Genomic DNA, 17384 nt, shown 5'->3' with positions numbered 1-17384 from the left:
TATTCAAAACGAGACCCCCTAATACAATAGGGGGATTTCTAGTTTAGCCCTATGAAAACTGATATAATATATATTACGTTTTTCATTCTTTAAAATAGAAAACTTTTAATAACCTTGAAGGTAGGAATTTTTAATGAACTCGAAAGCAAAATTTAGTATTCGCTACAAAATTATGGCTGGTTATTTAGTTATCATTTTGTTTTTACTTATTTCTTTTATTATGTTAAACAATCAGATTTCCAATTTACAAAAATCTCGCAATTTTATTATTGATCACGATTTTAAAGTTCTCAATTTAACGAATCAAGTGGAGAAAGACTTGCTAACAATAGAAAATAAAGCGAAAGGCTTTATTACTTCTAATAACGCGAACTATTTGCAATCTCTTAACTCTGCCGAAAGAGATTATGAAAAACATTACCATAATCTTTTTTCTTTATTAGAAGATAATCCATCTCAGCAAGAAAAATTAAAAGAGATTAACGGAAACATTACTAATTGGATGAATAAAGAGATTCACCCGTTAATTGCAAATCATAATAGTAATAAAATACAAGAAATCGACACTACCGAAATCCAATCATTACAATCACAACTAACTGACTTCCGTAGCACTGAGGAGCAATTAACGAAAAAAAGAGCTGCACAATTAGATACTAAAAATAATAAATTAGAGCTTTGGTTATACAGTTTATTGTTCTTACTATCTTGTGTTTCTATTATCGTTTCACTTTATATTTCGAATTCCATTACAAAAACGATTAAAAATGTAATTCAAGCTATTAAATCCATTTCTTCTAAAGAAAAAATTACGGAAAGAATTCATGTAAATACACATGATGAAATAAAAGATCTTGCTCATACAACGAACCATCTGCTAGACGAAATATCGAAAAGAGAGTGGTTACAAACGGAGATTGCAGAATTAATTTTAATGTATCAAGGTGTATCTTCTATTGAGATGTTAGGTAACAAAATTTTGAGTGGAATTATACAAAAAACGCAAACTTCTTGCGGTGCGTTTTATGTACGTGAAGAAGTTGAAGAAACTGTCTACTTTGTGAAAAAAGCTTCTTTCGCCGATCAAGGTGTTGATATTGGAAAACAATCTATTAAAATGGGTGAAGGCTTCATTGGACAGTCTGCTTTAGAAAAGAAAAGTTTTATTCTTAGGGACATACCTGAAGAGTTTCGTTACGTTACTACTGGATTATTAGAAATACGCCCTAAAAATTTACTAGTCATCCCTGTCTTATTTGAGGATGAAGTGATTGCAGTAATGGAGTTAGTAAGTGTAACTGACATTTCAGATTTACATCAAGATTTAATTCACCAAACTGTTGATAATCTAGGTTTAACAATCCACAGCATTATGGGACGTATGCGAATTCAAACTCTTTTACATGAATCACAAGCAATGACAGAAGAGTTACAAGTTCAATCAGAAGAATTGCAAACGCAAGCGGAAGAACTACAAATGCAAGCCGAGGAATTAAGAACAACGAACGAACAGTTAGAGTCTAGAACGGAAGAGGCCGAGCAAAAGACAGCTGACTTACAAGTGACTAAATTAGAATTAGAAGAAAAAGCAAGCGAGTTGTTACGTAGCTCAAAATACAAATCAGAATTCCTAGCAAATATGTCACATGAATTACGCACACCGTTAAATAGTATTTTACTATTATCTGAAATGTTAAAAGAAAATCATGATAATCATTTATCCGATGATGAAATTGAATTGGCAACCGTCATTCATTCATCAGGGAAGGATTTACTTACTTTAATTAATGACATACTAGATTTATCTAAAGTAGAAGCCGGAAAACTAGATGTCATTTTTGAAGCAACGAACATAAGTGATATGGCAGCAAGTATGCAGCAAAACTTCTTACATATCGCTGCACAAAAAAATGTAGAATTTACTGTTGAAGACAGTGACACCATTCCTAATCTGTTTTATACAGATGCAAAACGGATTGAACAAATTATTAAAAACTTATTATCCAATGCATTTAAATTTACGGAAAAAGGATCTGTCTCTTTACATTTTGATTCAATAGAAACAAGCAACTTGAGTCATGATATGCAGTCTATAAGTAAAGACTGGATAACAATTTCAGTAAAAGATACTGGTATTGGTATCGCTAAAGAACAGCATCAACTTATTTTCGAAGCCTTTCAACAGGCAGATGGTGCGACGATTCGGAAGTATGGTGGTACAGGATTAGGTTTATCTATTTGTAAAGAGTTTGCTAGACTATTAGGTGGTTGGATTACGTTACAGAGTCACGTAGGAGAAGGTAGTACTTTCACTGTATATATTCCTAACCTTCCAAACGGATTAACTGATATACAAGTATCCAATTTAGAAGTCGCAGCAACAGTAGATGAAGTTATTCCTGCTGAAGTTGTTGAGGAAACCATCGTTCTTCCAGAAACAAATAATGTCTTCCAAGAGAAAACTATTTTAATTGTCGATGATGATCATCGAAATATATTTGCATTACAAAATGCATTAAAAAAATACCATGCCAATATCATTACTGCACAAAACGGCCTAGAGTGTTTAGAAATACTAAAAAACAATACAAATATCGACCTTATTTTAATGGATATTATGATGCCAAATATGGACGGTTATGAAACGATGGAACATATCCGAATGAACTTAGGGTTACATGAAATACCTATTATCGCATTAACTGCTAAAGCAATGCCAAATGATAAGGAAAAATGTTTATCTGCTGGCGCTTCAGATTATATAAGTAAACCATTAAATTTACATCAACTCTATTCGGTAATGAGTGTATGGTTAATAAAATAAGTGAGGTTTCGTTTCAGTGGAAAATAAGTATTATAATTTTGATCCATCAGTAGATACGGATAAGCGTACGAACTTAGAAATTGACTTACTATTAGAAGCGGTATTTAAACTATCAGGATTTGATTTTCGCCAATACGCTCGCACATCTATTTATAGGCGGATTTGTAATCGAATGCAGATTTCTCATATCCCTACCATTTCAAAGTTAATTGAAAAAGTAATTCATGAGGAAGGGGTTTTAGAGCAGTTATTAAATGATTTCTCGATCAATGTAACTGAGATGTTCCGTAACCCTATCTTTTTTAAGGCGCTGAGAGAGCATGTTATTCCTGAATTAAGAAAGCATCCTGAAATTAGAATTTGGCATGCTGGATGTGCCACTGGTGAAGAAGTATTATCCATGTCCATCTTACTTCATGAAGAAGGATTAAGTGAAAAAGCTATTATTTACGCAACAGATATGAATACAGATGTGTTAGAAAAAGCAAAACAAGGTATTCTTCCATTAAATAAAATGCAAACTTATACGAAAAATTATTTACAAGCTGGCGGTACACAAGCATTTTCTAACTATTATTCAACGGATAGTCGTTTTGCTTATTTTAATCCTTCACTGTTACAAAACATTATTTTTGCACAACATAATTTAGTAACCGATCAATCTTTTAACGAATTTCATATTATCCTTTGCCGTAACGTTTTAATTTACTTTACAAGTAAACTTCAAAACCAAGTACAGCAACTATTTTATGAAAGTTTAAGTCACAATGGATTCCTATGTTTAGGAAATAAAGAAACTCTTCGTTTCTCGGATATCATGCCGCATTATACGCAATTTAATCCACACGAACAAATCTATCAAAAAATACAATAAAAGCGTATGAAATCCTCTATTTGGATTTCATACGCTTTTTATTTCGCATTCGCTTGTATCATGATAAGACACATATCATCTGATTGTGCTTCCTTCTGTTCTTCCTTGTAAAACCCTTCTATCTCTTCTTCTAACTCTCCCCATTTTCTTTCTGTAAAAGTACGTAATTTCTCTTCAGCCTCAAATTCATCATTTGCTATTGCTTCAAGTACACCATCTGTAAACAATACGATTTGAGCGTTCTTCTCAAAAGGTATAACTGTCTTTTCAACTTTTATTTCATCAAAAAATCCTACCGCACAACTCCCGCGATTTAGTTCCACTACATTTGTTTCATCAACTAAAACGTATCCAGAAGGATGTCCTGCATTTACATATTCAATCGTTCTATCTTCTGTATTAACTACTAAGTATATCGCTGTAAAATAATAGGGAATATTGTCATTCTCATTATGTAAAAGGGTCATATATTTATTTAAGTCTTTCATGACAAGTTCTGGATCGATTAAACATTTAATCGTTTCACGTAATACAGACGAAATGAACATGCAAACTAAGGAAGCGGATACACCATGTCCCATCACATCTAATAATATAATACCGTAGCGGTTTTCATCGATTTTATACCAGTAATACATATCTCCAGCTAGTTTAAATGAAGGTAAGTAACTTGCTTCGATTTTTATGTGTTCTTCTCTTAATGGGCTACTTAATAAGTTTCTTTGTACTTGCGTAGCTAAATCTAGTTCATTCCGAAGATTTTCTTCCTGTTCTTTATGCCAATTTAATTCCGATTTCAAGCGTAATGCTACACGCATACGCGCTAACAATTCAACTTTATTTATAGGTTTTGTAATATAATCCATTGCCCCCATATCAAGAGCTTCAGCTAATTTATTCGCATCTTCTAAAGCTGTTACAAAAATAATAGGAATATCTTTAAACTTCTCCTCTTTTTGTAATCGCCTACAAACTTCAAGTCCATCAATTTCAGGCATCATAATATCTAATAGTATTAAATCTATTTCATTATGCCTGGAAGAATCTTTTCCAAAATGGATGTATTCGAAAAGCTCTTGTGCAGAATTCAGCGATACAAGATCCTGATATCCGGCTTGTTTTAAAATCTTCTTAATTACAAAGATGTTAACCGGATTATCATCTACAATTAAAATGGACACAAGTGATTTCCCCTTTTCTTATATAAAATGTAAATCGATTATTATTTTCTATTTTTCTAGTATTACATACTCAGTTATAAAATAAAAATTTCCTACTCAAACATATTTTTTATATAGCAAAAGAACAAACCCCCAGAAATGAGAGTTTGTTCTTTCACTCTATAAGTTTCCACTTTTAATTTAACACCATTGCTTTATCATTTAAAAGACGATCCAATTCTTCCATATGATTTGTTTCATCTGCGATCATATCTTCTAACTTTACAACTAACTCTGTCATATTTAATTTCGCTGCTTGTTCTTTTCTCTTTTCATAACGCTTAATTGTTTCATATTCTGACTTTCTAGCTTCTTCTAACATTTCTCTAACGTCTTCTACTTGTTTCACTGGTAAAGGGATCGTAGTAGGTGTACCACCTAACGTCTTAATTTTCTCCGCTAAATATAGGGCATGTCCTTGTTCATCACTAATTTCAGATTCAAAGAAAGGTTTTAACACTTGTCTATATATACCAGAAACTGTTGCTGCATTATGGTTATACATAATAATTGCTGAGTATTCTCCTGCTAAATCTTCATTCAATCCTTCGATTAGTTCTTTCACATCGTGTGACATTTTTATATCTCCTCCTATACTTAATACGTACCCCTTTTCTCATGTTTTAAACATCATTATTTTAAATTTTTTATGTATCTAAAAATGCGGCTTGCTTCAATTTACTTATCGCTTGTCTTTTAATACGAGAAACGTGCATTTGTGAAATACCTAACCGTTCCCCTGTATCCTTTTGATTTAAATTTTCTTCAAATATATAATGAATAACACTCTTTTCCGTTTCATTTAATACGTTAAAAATATCTTTTAAAACGAGACGCCTTTCTGTCTCTTCATATCCTTGCTCTACTTCACCTACAGATTCAATTCTCGCTACCGAACTTCCATCAGATGCATTTTCAACTACATCATCTAAGGAAGATACTCGATAATTATTTTTCGCATCCATAATTTCTAGTACTTCCTCTTCGGATAGTCCTAAATGATCCGCAATCTCTATAATTTTCGGTGAACGTTGCAAATGATCTGTTAGCTCCTCTATCGCAAGTTTAATTTTTCCACCTAAATCTTTAATTCGCCTTGGAACGTGAATGCCCCAAGTTTTATCGCGTAAATACTTCTTTATTTCCCCTACTATCGTAGGTATTGCAAAAGGCTCAAAAGCATTCCCTATCGAATAATCATACCTTCTTATTGCGCCTAAGAGCCCTAACATGCCTACTTGTATAATATCCTCATGCATCGGCCCGCCTTTTGAATAGCGATATGCAATGGAATAGACAAGATTTTTATAATGATCAACTAACCTTTCCTGCGCTTCATCACATTGGTTTTGTTGAAATTCTGCAATTAGTTTCATAACGTCTTCTTTAGTAAGAGTTGTAGGTTGAGATTGGATTTCCATCATTCTCCACCTGCTCTCTTTGTATATATTTTGTCATTAAAACTGTCATGCCCTCATCATGCATGATTTGTATATCATCCATTAATGTATTAATTAAATATAAACCTAAACCATTTTCCGGCAAATGTTCTACTGGTTTACTAATATCATACGGACCAACTTTACTTCTTAAGTTGTTAAAATCAAAGCTAACCCCATTATCCGCAACCATAATTTCTAATCGATCTTCATATAGCCCAAAGACAATTGCAATTTCTCCAACGTCTTCTTTGTATGCATGTTGTACAATATTTGTACATGCTTCACTAATAGCAATTTTCATATCTTCTATATCGTCATAAGCAAAGCCCATTCGATTCGCAACACCAGCCATTGTTAAACGAATAATAGCCACATATTCTGCCTTTGCAGGAATTTTCATTTCTATCTTTTCAAATCTCTCCATCATCCCTAGTCACCTTCTTTCTACTTTTTCAAAATCGGAATTCAAATTTAATATTTCTGTTAACCCTGTAATATCAAATAATCTTTTTAACCTTTTAGATACACCAATAAACTCTAGTTTTCCATCATTTTTCTTAACTGCTTTTAATAGCGCTATAAAAACACCTAAACCTGTACTATCCATATACTCTACCTCAGTAAAATCTACGACAATATGAACCTCTTTTTCGCCTGCAATAGGCATCATCTTATTTTTCAAATCTGATGCCGTATATGCATCAATTTCACCATTAAGCTGTACCGTATACCCTACATCATTTTGCAAAATATTTATTCCCAAATTCATCATTTCCGCCCCCTTATCTCAAACTACTACTATGTTAATTACCCATAAAAATTAGTTTTAAACATATTTTTTTATTTTTATTATAAATAAATTTTCCACACCTTTCTCAGCTTAACACGTAAAATATACTACTAAATGTTTAAACCTTATAAATTTGTGTATGTATAATGTATAAACATTATTTTTAGGGGGATCTATCTATGGAAGAGCACAATTTTAAAAAAGGAGATTTTGTTCAATTTTCTTATCGACACGATCATGCTACAAAATTAGTTGGTTCCATTATTAATATACTAACGAATACAATTGTAGTGGATATAGGTAATAGCGAGGACTTACCTCATATAGAACCAAGGCAGGTCGTAAGAATAAATAATTGTAAAAAAGTAACGATGGTTTAATACATAATAGAAATTGTAATTTCAATGAGTGGGGGTTCTTCATCCTCCACTCATTCCTATGTAGATTACATTAAAAAAGCATCCAAATTAGTTTAATTGGATGCTTTTTTATGTATATTTATCACTCTATCAACCTTATAGCTATATATAAAAAATTTAAGATTACTATTCATGATCATACTTACGCTTTCCGTAGCATTCTAGAGAAGAATGTAACGATTAAAATAAAGACGATTGCACCTAATAAAGCTGGAAGAATAAAGATGCCTCCCCATTCAGGACCCCAATGACCAAATAATGCACTACCTACCCAAGATCCGATTAATCCGGCAATCACATTACCAACTATACCTAAAGGAAAGTCTTTTCCCGTAATCATTCCAGCTAACGCACCAATAAGTCCACCTACAATACACGTAATAATCAGTCCCACAATTAACCCTCCTATATTCGTTTTATATTGTATTTATCAAGCTTTGGTATGTAACCAAAGCTTGATAAACATGTATTATTCTTTATTATCCAACCCATCACTAATCTTTTGTTTCACTTTTCCGACTTTTTCTTTTATCGTTCCCTTCGTCTTGTCCCACTTCCCTTCATTTTTCAACTTTCTATCTTCTGTAACTTCACCAATTCCTTCTTTCACTTGTCCCTTTGTCTTTTCCACTTTACCAGTAATTTGTTCTTTTAGTCCGCTCTCACTCATATTTCCCATCTCCTTTTCGTAATAGATTTATAGATTTACAGGATACAAATTTAAATAGAATACATGCATCTTCTTTCTTGTAACCATTCACCGACTCTCTCTAAATCTTTAACGAATAACAAGATTTTCCCTTCATCCAGCTTTTCTTCGTAGAAGTTCGCTTCTTCCTCATTAAGCCCTAACTCCTGCATCTTATTTCTTAACTGATCTCCCGTTTTTTGAAAGACGTTAATAATACTTGTCCCAAGTCCCTCCTCTTGTATACCAATTGTATTCACGTCTGCATTGTCTGCGATTCTATCTGTCCTTTCTTTCTCGTGTGTTAATACGTAAATATCTTTTTGGTCTATTCCTTTCTTTACTAGATCATTCGCCGCATTCATGACCTCTTTCTCCGTAATAAATTCATATACAAAAGGTTTCCTATACTTCGTTTCCATCTTTAACTTCCTCCTTTAAAATGAATTATTTGTTATATTATATGTAGTACACCTATTTTCGAAATGTTAAACATAAAATTTGAAAAAAAAATGAAAAGGAGAGTACATATGCACTTTCGTCTAGAGTTATTTGTAGAAGATTTGCAAAGATCTATTCGTTTTTATGAGGAAATCCTTACCCTTGTATTCTCAAAAAAGAATGCAACTAGTGCAATGATTAAACTAGGGGATTTTTCTTTATTATTAACCCCTGATTATATTCTCAATGAAAATCATTATTTAAAAACAGGTGGACTTAAGCCAAAAGGTAAAGGTGTTGAAGTTATCATGGTTTTTGATAATATTGAACAAATATACCAACATGTATTAGAAAAAAATTATCCAGTGGAATCTAACCTTAAAATGCAATCTTGGGGAATGAAGGATTTTCGTATTGTAGACCCTGATGGTTATTATTTACGGTTAACCTCCTCTTGAATTTTCTCTATCCTAAAACTAGTAAAATAAATCCTCTTACAATAACTACCTAAATTAACAGAAAATTGTTATGATTAAGCCAAGGAGGGGATATAATGAAAAAAACCACTTATATATGCGCTCTAACCGCTCTATCTTTCACTTTAATAGGCTGCACAAGCACCTCAGCTACAGATAAAGCTTCACAAGCTAAGCAAGAACAGAAACAAAATGCCTTTCAATTAAACTCCGCAAACATTACAGATATCGAAATACTTCAGACAACCAATAATACTACTTCTAAATCTCAAACAGACAACGAAGAAATGATACAATCTATCGTTTCCGCAGTTCAAAAAGGCACGCCTAAAACAATCACTTTAGATCAAAAAAAGCGAGAATCGGCACATTCTACTATTACCGTTACATATAAAGATGACACAAAAGAAGAATTTCTTGTTTGGGTTGATAATAATGAGAAAATTACGATTGCTAAAGATGAGAAGAAGGATAAGGTTGAAGGTGTAACAGTGAATATTAAAGATGTGAAAATGATGAAGGATTTCTTTTAAAATTTTAATATAATTGATGTTAAAAAAGAGTAGGATGTAATCCTACTCTTTTTTAATCTTGTCCAATAAATAAACTTTTATAAAAGCTATTTAAGATCTAATTTTGCTAAATCATGTTGTAAAACATTATTTCCTTCTTGTGGGTTAAATACGATTGCACTAAGACCAAAAACATTCGTAACAACATCTCTATCTTTCGAACGAATGATTCTTACTTCATAAGCAAAAACACCTGAAGAAAGAGCTGCTGAACGAAAAGTAACACGTCGATTAGGTGCCAATGTTTGTGTTGAAGGGTCTACTAATGGTAACAATACCGGAGAACCCGATGACCAATCAAACATTTCAACAGTTACTGTATGAGTATCATCTGGATCAACATTCATAGCTTCCACAGTAAGAAACAACGTAGCGGAATGTCTACGTAATACACCCGTTGACAAAGTTTCATTGTGGTGTTTATGATGTTTTTCAGGAGGATGATCATAGCCATAACTCATACTAATCCCCCCTTTCATTTACAATTAAGGATAAGTATTCCTTACAATATATAATGCTAGTATTATTTTAATGAAAGGTATAAAAGCGGATTTCTATCTGTGTTTTTGGAAATTTTATTTCCTACTTATTCCCTATTAATAAATAATATAAATTCTCCTATTTTGTCCTTGAACTCCTTCAAAGAATAAATCTATTTTAAAAAGAACCTGCTCCATTCATAAATACATAAAGTAAATGGAATCCGTTAAAACACATAATTGATCCTTTGTTTTCCCCCTCCTATTTAAAGGAGGAACTGTTCTCGGCTTTGGTGATAGTTATGGCTTCGCGGGAGGATTTGCTTTATTAGTTGTATTGTTTATTTTATTAATCATCATTGGAGCTGCTTGCTTCTGCTAAAAAACTATTGGAAAAGACATGCGATATGCAGAGTTTCAAGTGCAACTATTACTTTAATGATGTAATATTACATTCGCCCCCAAAATGAACTTCGATGCTATAAAAAAGATAAAGTGTTCATTTATACAACCTTAGCTTGATAGCAATATCATGAGTTCCCATCCCAGACAAACTAGTTAACATCTCAATAATTGCTATTGCAGAAAAGTACAACAAGCTGGACAACATAGATTTCAAACTGTAAGATTAGATGTTGGTGAAATCGGACAGCAAAGTATATATAGAAAATAGGTGTTAATTTTGAAAATCAATAAAAAATTTGAACCGATAATTTTTAATCTCTTTATGATTTTAGGTATATCTAGTATTATCTCTTTCGTCATGGTTTCAATGAATGTTGGGTATACAGCTTTATTTCTCAAATCATGGATAAAAACATGGGCAATTGCTTTCGTGCTTGCATTTTTAGCTTCTAAATTACTACCCTTTGTAGTGAAAAGGATAATGAAAATATTCATATTTGTTGAGAAGGATGCTTAAAAATAAAGTGATGTACTACTCTAGTTCATTTAAATGAAAAGAAATAATCATCACAAAACTTAACCTAGTAAAATGTTTCAACTCGAAGGAAGGCACCTTAAAAGTTGCTTTTCTTTATATGTTAAAAAAGCTCGCCTATTTCCGTAGGCGGGCTTTATCTTTATTACACAATAAGAAAGTATACTCTCTTTTTCTCGGAAATTTTATGTAATTTTACATATTCATGAACATACATGTTTTGATGGACTTTATCTATATACTCATGGCAGTAATCCATTAAAAATGTATCTTCTTGAAAGCAAAACTCTCTTTTAGAAAAAAGAAAAGACACCCTAAAGTGCCTTCCTCCGACTTGAACCATCTTAATTTTAATAATATGTATTGGACTCCCATCCAACTATTATTTTACCATGTTAAGTTGTTTTTGTTTATTGAGAAATACAATAATTTATTTATGCTGACCGTCTGTATGAGATCCTTTGTAGTCCATGCAGCAATTAACAAGAGAACAATAGCCGTGATAAACACCTAAAAGTCCTTGCTTGAGCCACATAGATAATGCGGCATTTGAGCCAATGGTTAGAAACATAAGCATGACTGTGTATTTATTAAATCTCATTATAAGCAATCTCCTAGTGGAACTGCGCATAAGAAAATTTCACCATTCATTTATCACGTAAAAAATGGTATTAAATAAAATTTAGATTCCTTATTTACAATTAAAATCTATATTTTTAAAAATGATATAGAAGAGGGCATGAGTAAAATTATGCACTAAGCCAATGTGATACTATCTCCGAAGGAAATACCGTATTGCAGAGTAAAAACATTGTACTTCCTAGTGGAGTGAAATTCAGTGTTATTTTTATAACTCTCCATGTTTCCATTCTTTATTATGAATATCTAATCCTTCTTGACCAAAGAAATGGAGAATAAATTCTTTTTCATCACTAACAGTTTTTTTAGCTAGTTTAGATCCTTCCATACTTTGCTTTGTTCCAGAACGTAAATAATGAATTTCCCTAAAGTCTTCAACTGCAGATTCGAAATTTTCATCGTACCATTTGTTCAGAATAGATTCATATTTGGGTCTTTCATCATTATTGATAACATTTAAGTTGTTTTTTAAGTATTGAATGTTTTCTTTTATCATTTGAAACCGCCCTACATCACGAGTACCAGAAACATGAAGATTATTCCCATTGAATGTGAGTTTTTGTAAAGACATATGTATCATCATATCATTTATCGTTTGCTCGTTTTGGATTTCACCAATCGACTGTGCCGCTTTAGATAATTCATCTTCACTTACTACATAACTATCTTTTTGTTGCTTTTGAATGGTTTGAACTTTCAATTTTTCCTGAACCTTTTCTTCTTGTTTAGGTTTTGATTCAGTTGCAGCCTTCTCATTTGAGCTACAAGCAGCCATTCCCATAAGCAATGTACTGCATGTTAACGCCGTAAGTAACTTTCGTTTCATTTTTTCACGCCTATCTGTATTGGTTATTTTAAATAGATTTTTTAGAATGTAAGATTTCTCATCTCATAGTAGCAAACAATTCGTTTGTATATTGTCATGTTTTGTCGAAGGATAATAAAAAACACCCTATGGTGCCTTTCTCCGGCTTGAATTATCTTAATTTTAATAATATGTATTGGACTCTCATCGCCTATCAAGCTAAGAAAATACAACTACCCCAGAACGAGATTGTATCCTAACTTACAATAAAAAAGTTCATTTTTTCGTTTTGGGGTAATTTAAAATTTTTAAGTTAATAGGCACAGGGCACGCTCTATAAAGCAGATTTTTTGAACGGTGTAACATATAAATAAAATGATATGTTAAATTAAGTTATAAAAAAACAACCTAGATCCCATAGGATCTAGGTTATTTTTTACATAAACGTAATCGTCACTAAAGAATACCCTTCTTTCGCATTATACGGCTCCGCTTTATAAGAAACACGGCTCGCCCCTTGCGGATAACCGATTTCCCCAATTGCTTTTTTCACATCTTGCAATGCGCCATCCATTGATTGTTTATAAAGGATTTCGATCTTTGGTGACTTTTCGTTATAACGTTGCTGCATTTTATTTTTTAATTCGTTATAGTTATTTGCAATGTATTCATTTCCTAAATAGTTTAACTTTGTATCTTTTAATATTTGCTGATAGGCAGGGATTTTCGTACCACCTGCAGCAATTTTATTTGTTAATGTACTATAATAATTTGTTGTAGCTTGCGGATAGTCCCCGCGGTTCCACTCATGATTTCTTGCGATTTGCTCATCTGATAAGTTGAAATAAGAATATGTTACGCGGCCTTGTTCATCTGGCAGAGGATCATCAAATGTTGTATCAAGATGGTACCATTTGTTTTCGATTTTCACTAAATTCCAAGCATGAGGCTGACCGTCTCCAGTTCCTACTACAAAATGATTCTCAATTCCTGCTTCTTTTAATAATTGATAAGTTAATAGTGCGTAACCTTGGCAAACCGCAGAACGATTTACGAGTGCTTCATATGCTGTGTAAGCTTTATAAGACGTATCATAAGAAACATGTTTTACGACATAATCATGAATCGCTTTCACTTTTTCGTGATCATCCATCCCAACTTGTGTAATAGAAGAAACAATTGCCTTCGCTTGCTTCATTACATATTCTGTTTGTTCTTTCGTTTCACGATATGTAATTTTTAGCGTAAACGTATAATTTCCAGGTGATCCAGAAAGTCCATATGAAACATTCGATCTATTATTATTTGTATACTCATTTTTACTTGCCACTTCTTTATAGGCGTTAAAAAGTGTATTCATCACTTCTTTTGTATTACTATTTGTCGTTTTATATGGAAGTGTAATATTCGTTTCGTACGCATTAATACGCTTCTGCACTTCATCTTTGAATCCTGCTAATAGTGCTGCATCTCCTGTATTTTGCACCGCAACCGCAGGCTTTTTATACTGCAAAGCATTATATAAAAACTGTGCATATTGTTCACGCGTTACCGTTTTAGCAGGTTCAAATTTCCCGTCGCCTGTACCAGATGCAATCCCGTTTGACTGCACCGCACTAATCGCCCCTTCTGCCCAAAAACCATTAGGAACATCATTAAATGTATGCTTTTGCTTAGCCGAAACTTGAAAAGCATTTTTAATAATTTGCGCCATTTCTGCACGGCTAACAGAATCTTTCGGTCTAAAACCTCCGTTTCCATCCCCGTTAAAAATCCCTAATTTCGTTAACGTTAAAACCTCTTCTGGAAACAATGTGGATCCTGAGCGAATATCTCGATACGGATTGTTTAAAGTAGATCCATCTTGTAATACGTAACGAGCACCATCATTACTAAACGTACCACCTTGCTTATTCGGTAACAACGCACGATAAATTAAAGCTGCAACTTGCTCTCTCGTTGCAACATCACCGAAACCAAACTTCCCATTTCCATAACCAGAAATAATATTTTTACTCGATAAATCTTTAATCGCCGGATACGACCAATGCGACGTAGGCACATCAGAAAAAATACTTGCCTCAGCTGCTCTTACATCACTACCATTTGTATATAGTAAAGCACCACCAATAAGTGATAATGATGTAATTGATTTTAGTAGTTTTGTGTACATAATTCCTTCTCCCAATATCTTTTCTATTTATGTTATTTTTTGTCGAAAAATCTAAAAGAATATGACAAAACATATTATACTATTAAAATTTTTTGAAGGATATATTAGGTTTTGAAATATGCAAAAATTCATATTGTTATAGGGATTCATGGTGATATTATGTTGTTTTATTTGTGAATATATAAATAGTAACTCGTTATAACTCCCTCATGATAATCTCTAATTTAGTATTGAAATTCTCTAAATCTCAATGTATTATATTTTTGTATTTTCTCAGTTTCCCAAGCCGAGAAAACATCATCACTTCTAAAAGGACCCGAACTCCAGGGGGTCCTTTCTTTTATTCCTCATTTTTATAAACGTATTTATCGTTTTATCTAGTACAATACTAAGAGACTCTCGCGTTTGCTTTCGTGCCATATCATCACTTATTTCATTATACAAGCTACAGCCATTTCTAATTTCTGTGGAGCGATGTATTGCCTTACTAACCCTAAACCAATCGTATCATTTATTAAATTATCTATTATTATAATCTAATTTATAAAACATGAATTCCTTCGAATAAAACTCAATATTATGTCCATAATGTTGATAGGCTGTATGCCAAAACCCATTTAGTTTTCTCTGTATCTCCTTGTATTGAGCAGTTAGCCTTTGCTAGCTGCTCTTTTATTTGTAACCTTGTTAGACAAGTTTTCATATAATGTAGTCATTCCTTTCTTATAAATTAAGCTCGTCACTTGAATTATAAAAATGGGATTATATCCTATAACATTTTCAGGAATTATCCATATTTTATTTCTGAAAAAGTGCTTTATTTTGCTGAAAGGTGGTTGCGGAAACAACCGCCTTTTTATTTATGGCAAAATGAGATTTCTATTACGATCTATTACAAAGTATGTTATTACTGGTACAATCCGGTATAATAAATACAGATCAAATATTGAAAGGAAATATGACAATGAAAAGATATTTGAACTTCATTTCACTTTTCTTAACTGTACTTGTAATAATTAATCTTACAAATATACATACGAAGTACCAATTCTTTATAGGTGCATCTATAGCAATATGTTTAACTATTATTTCTACAAATGAAATTATAAAATTCCTTGCTACTAGTAGCTTATTAGTTTATGGATTTGCCGCTTTTACTTATTTAAGTATTGCTTGCTAACTTTCAATTTCGTTTTGTATTAAAATAACATTTTTATTTAACTTCATCACGTTAAGTTATATAGAAAACTATATATAATTGAATATTAAAAATGTTATTTCGATTCTAATATAGAGGCACATACGACTTTTTTCTTTGTTTATGGAGTTCTTACATAATAGTAAGGACCTTTTTTATTTCAAACACAATTTGTTCATTTTTTTGATACATTTATGAAACATTCATGTGTTATCTTCAGTACGTTCTATTCTTTTTATAATGTCGTGTGAGATATACCAAAACGTGAAACCCTAGACCCCTTAAACCTAGGGCGATTTTATTTAATTACTAGTTTTCATCAACCCGAGAGCTTAGTAATTACCTCTTCAGGCTCAACTCTCTCCCTTTTGAGAATTGAGCCCTTTATTTATAATATTATCTCCATACTTCCTACTTATTTGTACAAAATTCTACTTCAACCTCTCCCAAAAACTTTAATATCACATAAAGCTTACGTAAAGATTGCTATAATTCAATTTATCCCTCAATAAACGTTATATAATAAAATTGAAAATATCCAGTTTGCATACAATTGTCTTTCTGTATGACATATAACTCTTTTGCTAAGAGAAATCCTAGCTTTTTTATAGAGAATCAGTTTAAAAATCAAAAATAAAAGAACCTCAATACATGAGGTTCAAAAACTCTACTATTTTAAATTACCTTCGTAAAAAGCAACTCCATTTTGAACATGCTTTAAATACCATGTAATCGTCCCGCCACAAACATTTTCATTAAAACTATTAGCATATACTCCATTTGAGTAATAAAGAGTTCTTTTAAATTTACCATTAGAATACTCATAAGGAATTGAGCATGCTGCTTGCTTCGGAGAACTCACAGCTTTTTGCGTATCAGCTGAAGCCGCTCCAATTCCTCCTGTTAATGCAATACCAGTTGCCAATAGCCCTACTACTAATTTCTTAAACATAATAAATCCCCCTTTAATAGTTTTTATAGCTTACAACTTAAATGTATCACTTTTGTAATTTATGTAAATATCTTGAATATGTAGAAATATTTATTTAACTCTTGGTAATATTAGGATTTTATTTTATCAAATGAAAAATAGAGGAATTTAGAGAAGTATGTAACAGTGCATAATAAAGTGAAACTTTAATCAGCGGGGGGGTTCTTTATCCTCCACTGATTATTAGTTGAACCAATCGGATTTTTATGGGCAGTTGATCCCCCACCTAACTTCTTTGCTTTCGCTGGAGGATTTGCTTTATTAGTTGTATTATTTATTCTATTAATCATTATCGGATGCAGTTGTTTCTGCTAAAAAACTATTAGAAAAGGTACCTATATGGGTACCTTTTCTTTATATGCCTTATTCATTATCTAGTTCCAAATTTTTATCACGATTGAATTTGTTTTTTC

19 protein-coding genes and 2 pseudogenes are annotated in these 17384 nt (G+C 32.2%); 9 read left to right on the top strand and 12 right to left on the bottom strand.

Annotation, left to right across the window (positions count from 1 at the left end):
* The first annotated feature begins 133 nt into the window (after positions 1-133).
* Both ACTFR9_RS19315 and ACTFR9_RS19310 read left to right on the top strand, forming a co-directional pair.
* The gene (locus tag ACTFR9_RS19315; protein ID WP_229136824.1) at positions 134-2824 is read left to right on the top strand and encodes an ATP-binding protein; all 2691 of its coding nucleotides are present in this window, start codon (positions 134-136) and stop codon (positions 2822-2824) included.
* A 16-nt stretch (positions 2825-2840) separates the two neighbouring features.
* The gene (locus ACTFR9_RS19310; RefSeq protein ID WP_076856186.1) at positions 2841-3698 is read left to right on the top strand and encodes a CheR family methyltransferase; all 858 of its coding nucleotides are present in this window, start codon (positions 2841-2843) and stop codon (positions 3696-3698) included.
* Positions 3699-3736: 38 nt separating this feature from the next.
* Here the strand turns inward: ACTFR9_RS19310 and ACTFR9_RS19305 are convergent, their stop codons facing one another.
* From ACTFR9_RS19305 to rsbV, 5 genes are all read right to left on the bottom strand, one after another.
* Positions 3737-4879, bottom strand: a complete 1143-nt coding sequence (locus ACTFR9_RS19305) for a fused response regulator/phosphatase (protein ID WP_076856187.1) — start codon at positions 4877-4879, stop codon at positions 3737-3739.
* A 175-nt stretch (positions 4880-5054) separates the two neighbouring features.
* Positions 5055-5495: a ferritin-like domain-containing protein gene (locus tag ACTFR9_RS19300; protein WP_000017747.1), complete on the bottom strand. Its 441-nt coding sequence runs from the start codon at positions 5493-5495 to the stop codon at positions 5055-5057.
* 70 nt (positions 5496-5565) lie between these two features.
* The gene (gene sigB / locus ACTFR9_RS19295; RefSeq protein ID WP_033670914.1) at positions 5566-6342 is read right to left on the bottom strand and encodes an RNA polymerase sigma factor SigB; all 777 of its coding nucleotides are present in this window, start codon (positions 6340-6342) and stop codon (positions 5566-5568) included.
* Positions 6305-6787: an anti-sigma B factor RsbW gene (gene rsbW, locus ACTFR9_RS19290; RefSeq protein ID WP_000970575.1), complete on the bottom strand. Its 483-nt coding sequence runs from the start codon at positions 6785-6787 to the stop codon at positions 6305-6307. Before rsbW ends, sigB begins: the two co-directional genes overlap by 38 nt.
* 6 nt (positions 6788-6793) lie before the next feature.
* Positions 6794-7132, bottom strand: coding sequence for an anti sigma b factor antagonist RsbV (rsbV, locus tag ACTFR9_RS19285; RefSeq protein ID WP_061131460.1), 339 nt, complete (start codon positions 7130-7132; stop codon positions 6794-6796).
* Between the two features lie 197 nt (positions 7133-7329).
* Between rsbV and ACTFR9_RS19280 the strand changes: the two genes are divergently transcribed.
* The gene (locus ACTFR9_RS19280) at positions 7330-7530 is read left to right on the top strand and encodes a hypothetical protein (RefSeq protein ID WP_000391006.1); all 201 of its coding nucleotides are present in this window, start codon (positions 7330-7332) and stop codon (positions 7528-7530) included.
* Positions 7531-7711: 181 nt separating this feature from the next.
* Here the strand turns inward: ACTFR9_RS19280 and ACTFR9_RS19275 are convergent, their stop codons facing one another.
* The 3 genes from ACTFR9_RS19275 to ACTFR9_RS19265 all read right to left on the bottom strand — a co-directional run bounded on the left by ACTFR9_RS19275 (position 7712) and on the right by ACTFR9_RS19265 (position 8679).
* Entirely contained in the window at positions 7712-7963 is a 252-nt protein-coding gene (locus ACTFR9_RS19275) for a GlsB/YeaQ/YmgE family stress response membrane protein (RefSeq protein WP_000522902.1), read from the bottom strand.
* A gap of 75 nt (positions 7964-8038) precedes the next feature.
* Positions 8039-8239, bottom strand: a complete 201-nt coding sequence (locus ACTFR9_RS19270; protein WP_000004269.1) for a CsbD family protein — start codon at positions 8237-8239, stop codon at positions 8039-8041.
* A gap of 50 nt (positions 8240-8289) precedes the next feature.
* The gene (locus ACTFR9_RS19265) at positions 8290-8679 is read right to left on the bottom strand and encodes a general stress protein (protein ID WP_000448798.1); all 390 of its coding nucleotides are present in this window, start codon (positions 8677-8679) and stop codon (positions 8290-8292) included.
* Between the two features lie 108 nt (positions 8680-8787).
* On the opposite strand from ACTFR9_RS19265, the gene ACTFR9_RS19260 reads away from it, so the two are divergent.
* Both ACTFR9_RS19260 and ACTFR9_RS19255 read left to right on the top strand, forming a co-directional pair.
* Positions 8788-9156: a VOC family protein gene (locus tag ACTFR9_RS19260; RefSeq protein ID WP_000545705.1), complete on the top strand. Its 369-nt coding sequence runs from the start codon at positions 8788-8790 to the stop codon at positions 9154-9156.
* A gap of 95 nt (positions 9157-9251) precedes the next feature.
* Positions 9252-9707, top strand: coding sequence for a hypothetical protein (locus ACTFR9_RS19255; protein ID WP_000754259.1), 456 nt, complete (start codon positions 9252-9254; stop codon positions 9705-9707).
* 86 nt (positions 9708-9793) lie between these two features.
* Here the strand turns inward: ACTFR9_RS19255 and ACTFR9_RS19250 are convergent, their stop codons facing one another.
* Positions 9794-10207, bottom strand: a complete 414-nt coding sequence (locus ACTFR9_RS19250; protein ID WP_000120200.1) for a hypothetical protein — start codon at positions 10205-10207, stop codon at positions 9794-9796.
* Between the two features lie 325 nt (positions 10208-10532).
* Here ACTFR9_RS19250 and ACTFR9_RS19245 point away from each other — a divergent pair.
* Positions 10533-10607 (top strand): annotated as a pseudogene (locus tag ACTFR9_RS19245) (YjcZ family sporulation protein); the annotation flags it as partial.
* A gap of 300 nt (positions 10608-10907) precedes the next feature.
* On the top strand, positions 10908-11147 hold the full coding sequence (locus ACTFR9_RS19240) for a DUF2798 domain-containing protein (protein ID WP_000700215.1): 240 nt from the start codon (positions 10908-10910) through the stop codon (positions 11145-11147).
* Between the two features lie 865 nt (positions 11148-12012).
* Here ACTFR9_RS19240 and ACTFR9_RS19235 read toward each other — a convergent pair.
* Together ACTFR9_RS19235 and ACTFR9_RS19230 are read right to left on the bottom strand one after the other, a co-directional pair.
* A complete protein-coding gene (locus tag ACTFR9_RS19235; RefSeq protein WP_000823725.1) occupies positions 12013-12630 on the bottom strand; it encodes a DUF6241 domain-containing protein in 618 nt (205 codons plus the stop codon).
* A 415-nt stretch (positions 12631-13045) separates the two neighbouring features.
* Positions 13046-14782 (bottom strand): S-layer homology domain-containing protein, encoded by a 1737-nt coding sequence (locus tag ACTFR9_RS19230; protein WP_000288203.1) that lies wholly within the window; start codon positions 14780-14782, stop codon positions 13046-13048.
* 964 nt (positions 14783-15746) lie between these two features.
* On the opposite strand from ACTFR9_RS19230, the gene ACTFR9_RS19225 reads away from it, so the two are divergent.
* Positions 15747-15962 carry a hypothetical protein gene (locus tag ACTFR9_RS19225; protein ID WP_000833256.1) on the top strand — a complete coding sequence of 72 codons (216 nt, stop codon included), beginning with the start codon at positions 15747-15749 and terminating at the stop codon, positions 15960-15962.
* A 688-nt stretch (positions 15963-16650) separates the two neighbouring features.
* Here ACTFR9_RS19225 and ACTFR9_RS19220 read toward each other — a convergent pair.
* Positions 16651-16932 (bottom strand): LCI fold-containing protein, encoded by a 282-nt coding sequence (locus ACTFR9_RS19220; protein ID WP_000473834.1) that lies wholly within the window; start codon positions 16930-16932, stop codon positions 16651-16653.
* Between the two features lie 279 nt (positions 16933-17211).
* Between ACTFR9_RS19220 and ACTFR9_RS19215 the strand changes: the two are divergent.
* A pseudogene (locus ACTFR9_RS19215) lies at positions 17212-17286 on the top strand (YjcZ family sporulation protein); the annotation flags it as partial.
* Between the last annotated feature and the right edge of the window lie 98 nt (positions 17287-17384).

The organism is Bacillus cereus group sp. MYBK222-1 (assembly GCF_051916425.1).
In the GTDB taxonomy this organism is placed as follows: domain Bacteria; phylum Bacillota; class Bacilli; order Bacillales; family Bacillaceae_G; genus Bacillus_A; species Bacillus_A paranthracis.
This window is presented reverse-complemented; position numbering and strand designations above follow the sequence as displayed.

Excerpts from the sequence above, each read along its gene's own strand:
- ACTFR9_RS19230 (WP_000288203.1), bottom strand. The coding sequence starts at position 14,782 with ATGTACACAAAACTACTAAAATCAATTACATCATTATCACTTATTGGT.
- ACTFR9_RS19270 (WP_000004269.1), bottom strand. The coding sequence starts at position 8,239 with ATGAGTGAGAGCGGACTAAAAGAACAAATTACTGGTAAAGTGGAAAAG.
- rsbV (WP_061131460.1), bottom strand. The coding sequence starts at position 7,132 with ATGATGAATTTGGGAATAAATATTTTGCAAAATGATGTAGGGTATACG.
- ACTFR9_RS19265 (WP_000448798.1), bottom strand. The coding sequence starts at position 8,679 with ATGGAAACGAAGTATAGGAAACCTTTTGTATATGAATTTATTACGGAG.
- ACTFR9_RS19225 (WP_000833256.1), top strand. The coding sequence starts at position 15,747 with ATGAAAAGATATTTGAACTTCATTTCACTTTTCTTAACTGTACTTGTA.
- sigB (WP_033670914.1), bottom strand. The coding sequence starts at position 6,342 with ATGATGGAAATCCAATCTCAACCTACAACTCTTACTAAAGAAGACGTT.
- ACTFR9_RS19255 (WP_000754259.1), top strand. The coding sequence starts at position 9,252 with ATGAAAAAAACCACTTATATATGCGCTCTAACCGCTCTATCTTTCACT.
- rsbW (WP_000970575.1), bottom strand. The coding sequence starts at position 6,787 with ATGATGGAGAGATTTGAAAAGATAGAAATGAAAATTCCTGCAAAGGCA.
- ACTFR9_RS19315 (WP_229136824.1), top strand. The coding sequence starts at position 134 with ATGAACTCGAAAGCAAAATTTAGTATTCGCTACAAAATTATGGCTGGT.
- ACTFR9_RS19280 (WP_000391006.1), top strand. The coding sequence starts at position 7,330 with ATGGAAGAGCACAATTTTAAAAAAGGAGATTTTGTTCAATTTTCTTAT.
- ACTFR9_RS19235 (WP_000823725.1), bottom strand. The coding sequence starts at position 12,630 with ATGAAACGAAAGTTACTTACGGCGTTAACATGCAGTACATTGCTTATG.
- ACTFR9_RS19250 (WP_000120200.1), bottom strand. The coding sequence starts at position 10,207 with ATGAGTTATGGCTATGATCATCCTCCTGAAAAACATCATAAACACCAC.
- ACTFR9_RS19260 (WP_000545705.1), top strand. The coding sequence starts at position 8,788 with ATGCACTTTCGTCTAGAGTTATTTGTAGAAGATTTGCAAAGATCTATT.
- ACTFR9_RS19220 (WP_000473834.1), bottom strand. The coding sequence starts at position 16,932 with ATGTTTAAGAAATTAGTAGTAGGGCTATTGGCAACTGGTATTGCATTA.
- ACTFR9_RS19300 (WP_000017747.1), bottom strand. The coding sequence starts at position 5,495 with ATGTCACACGATGTGAAAGAACTAATCGAAGGATTGAATGAAGATTTA.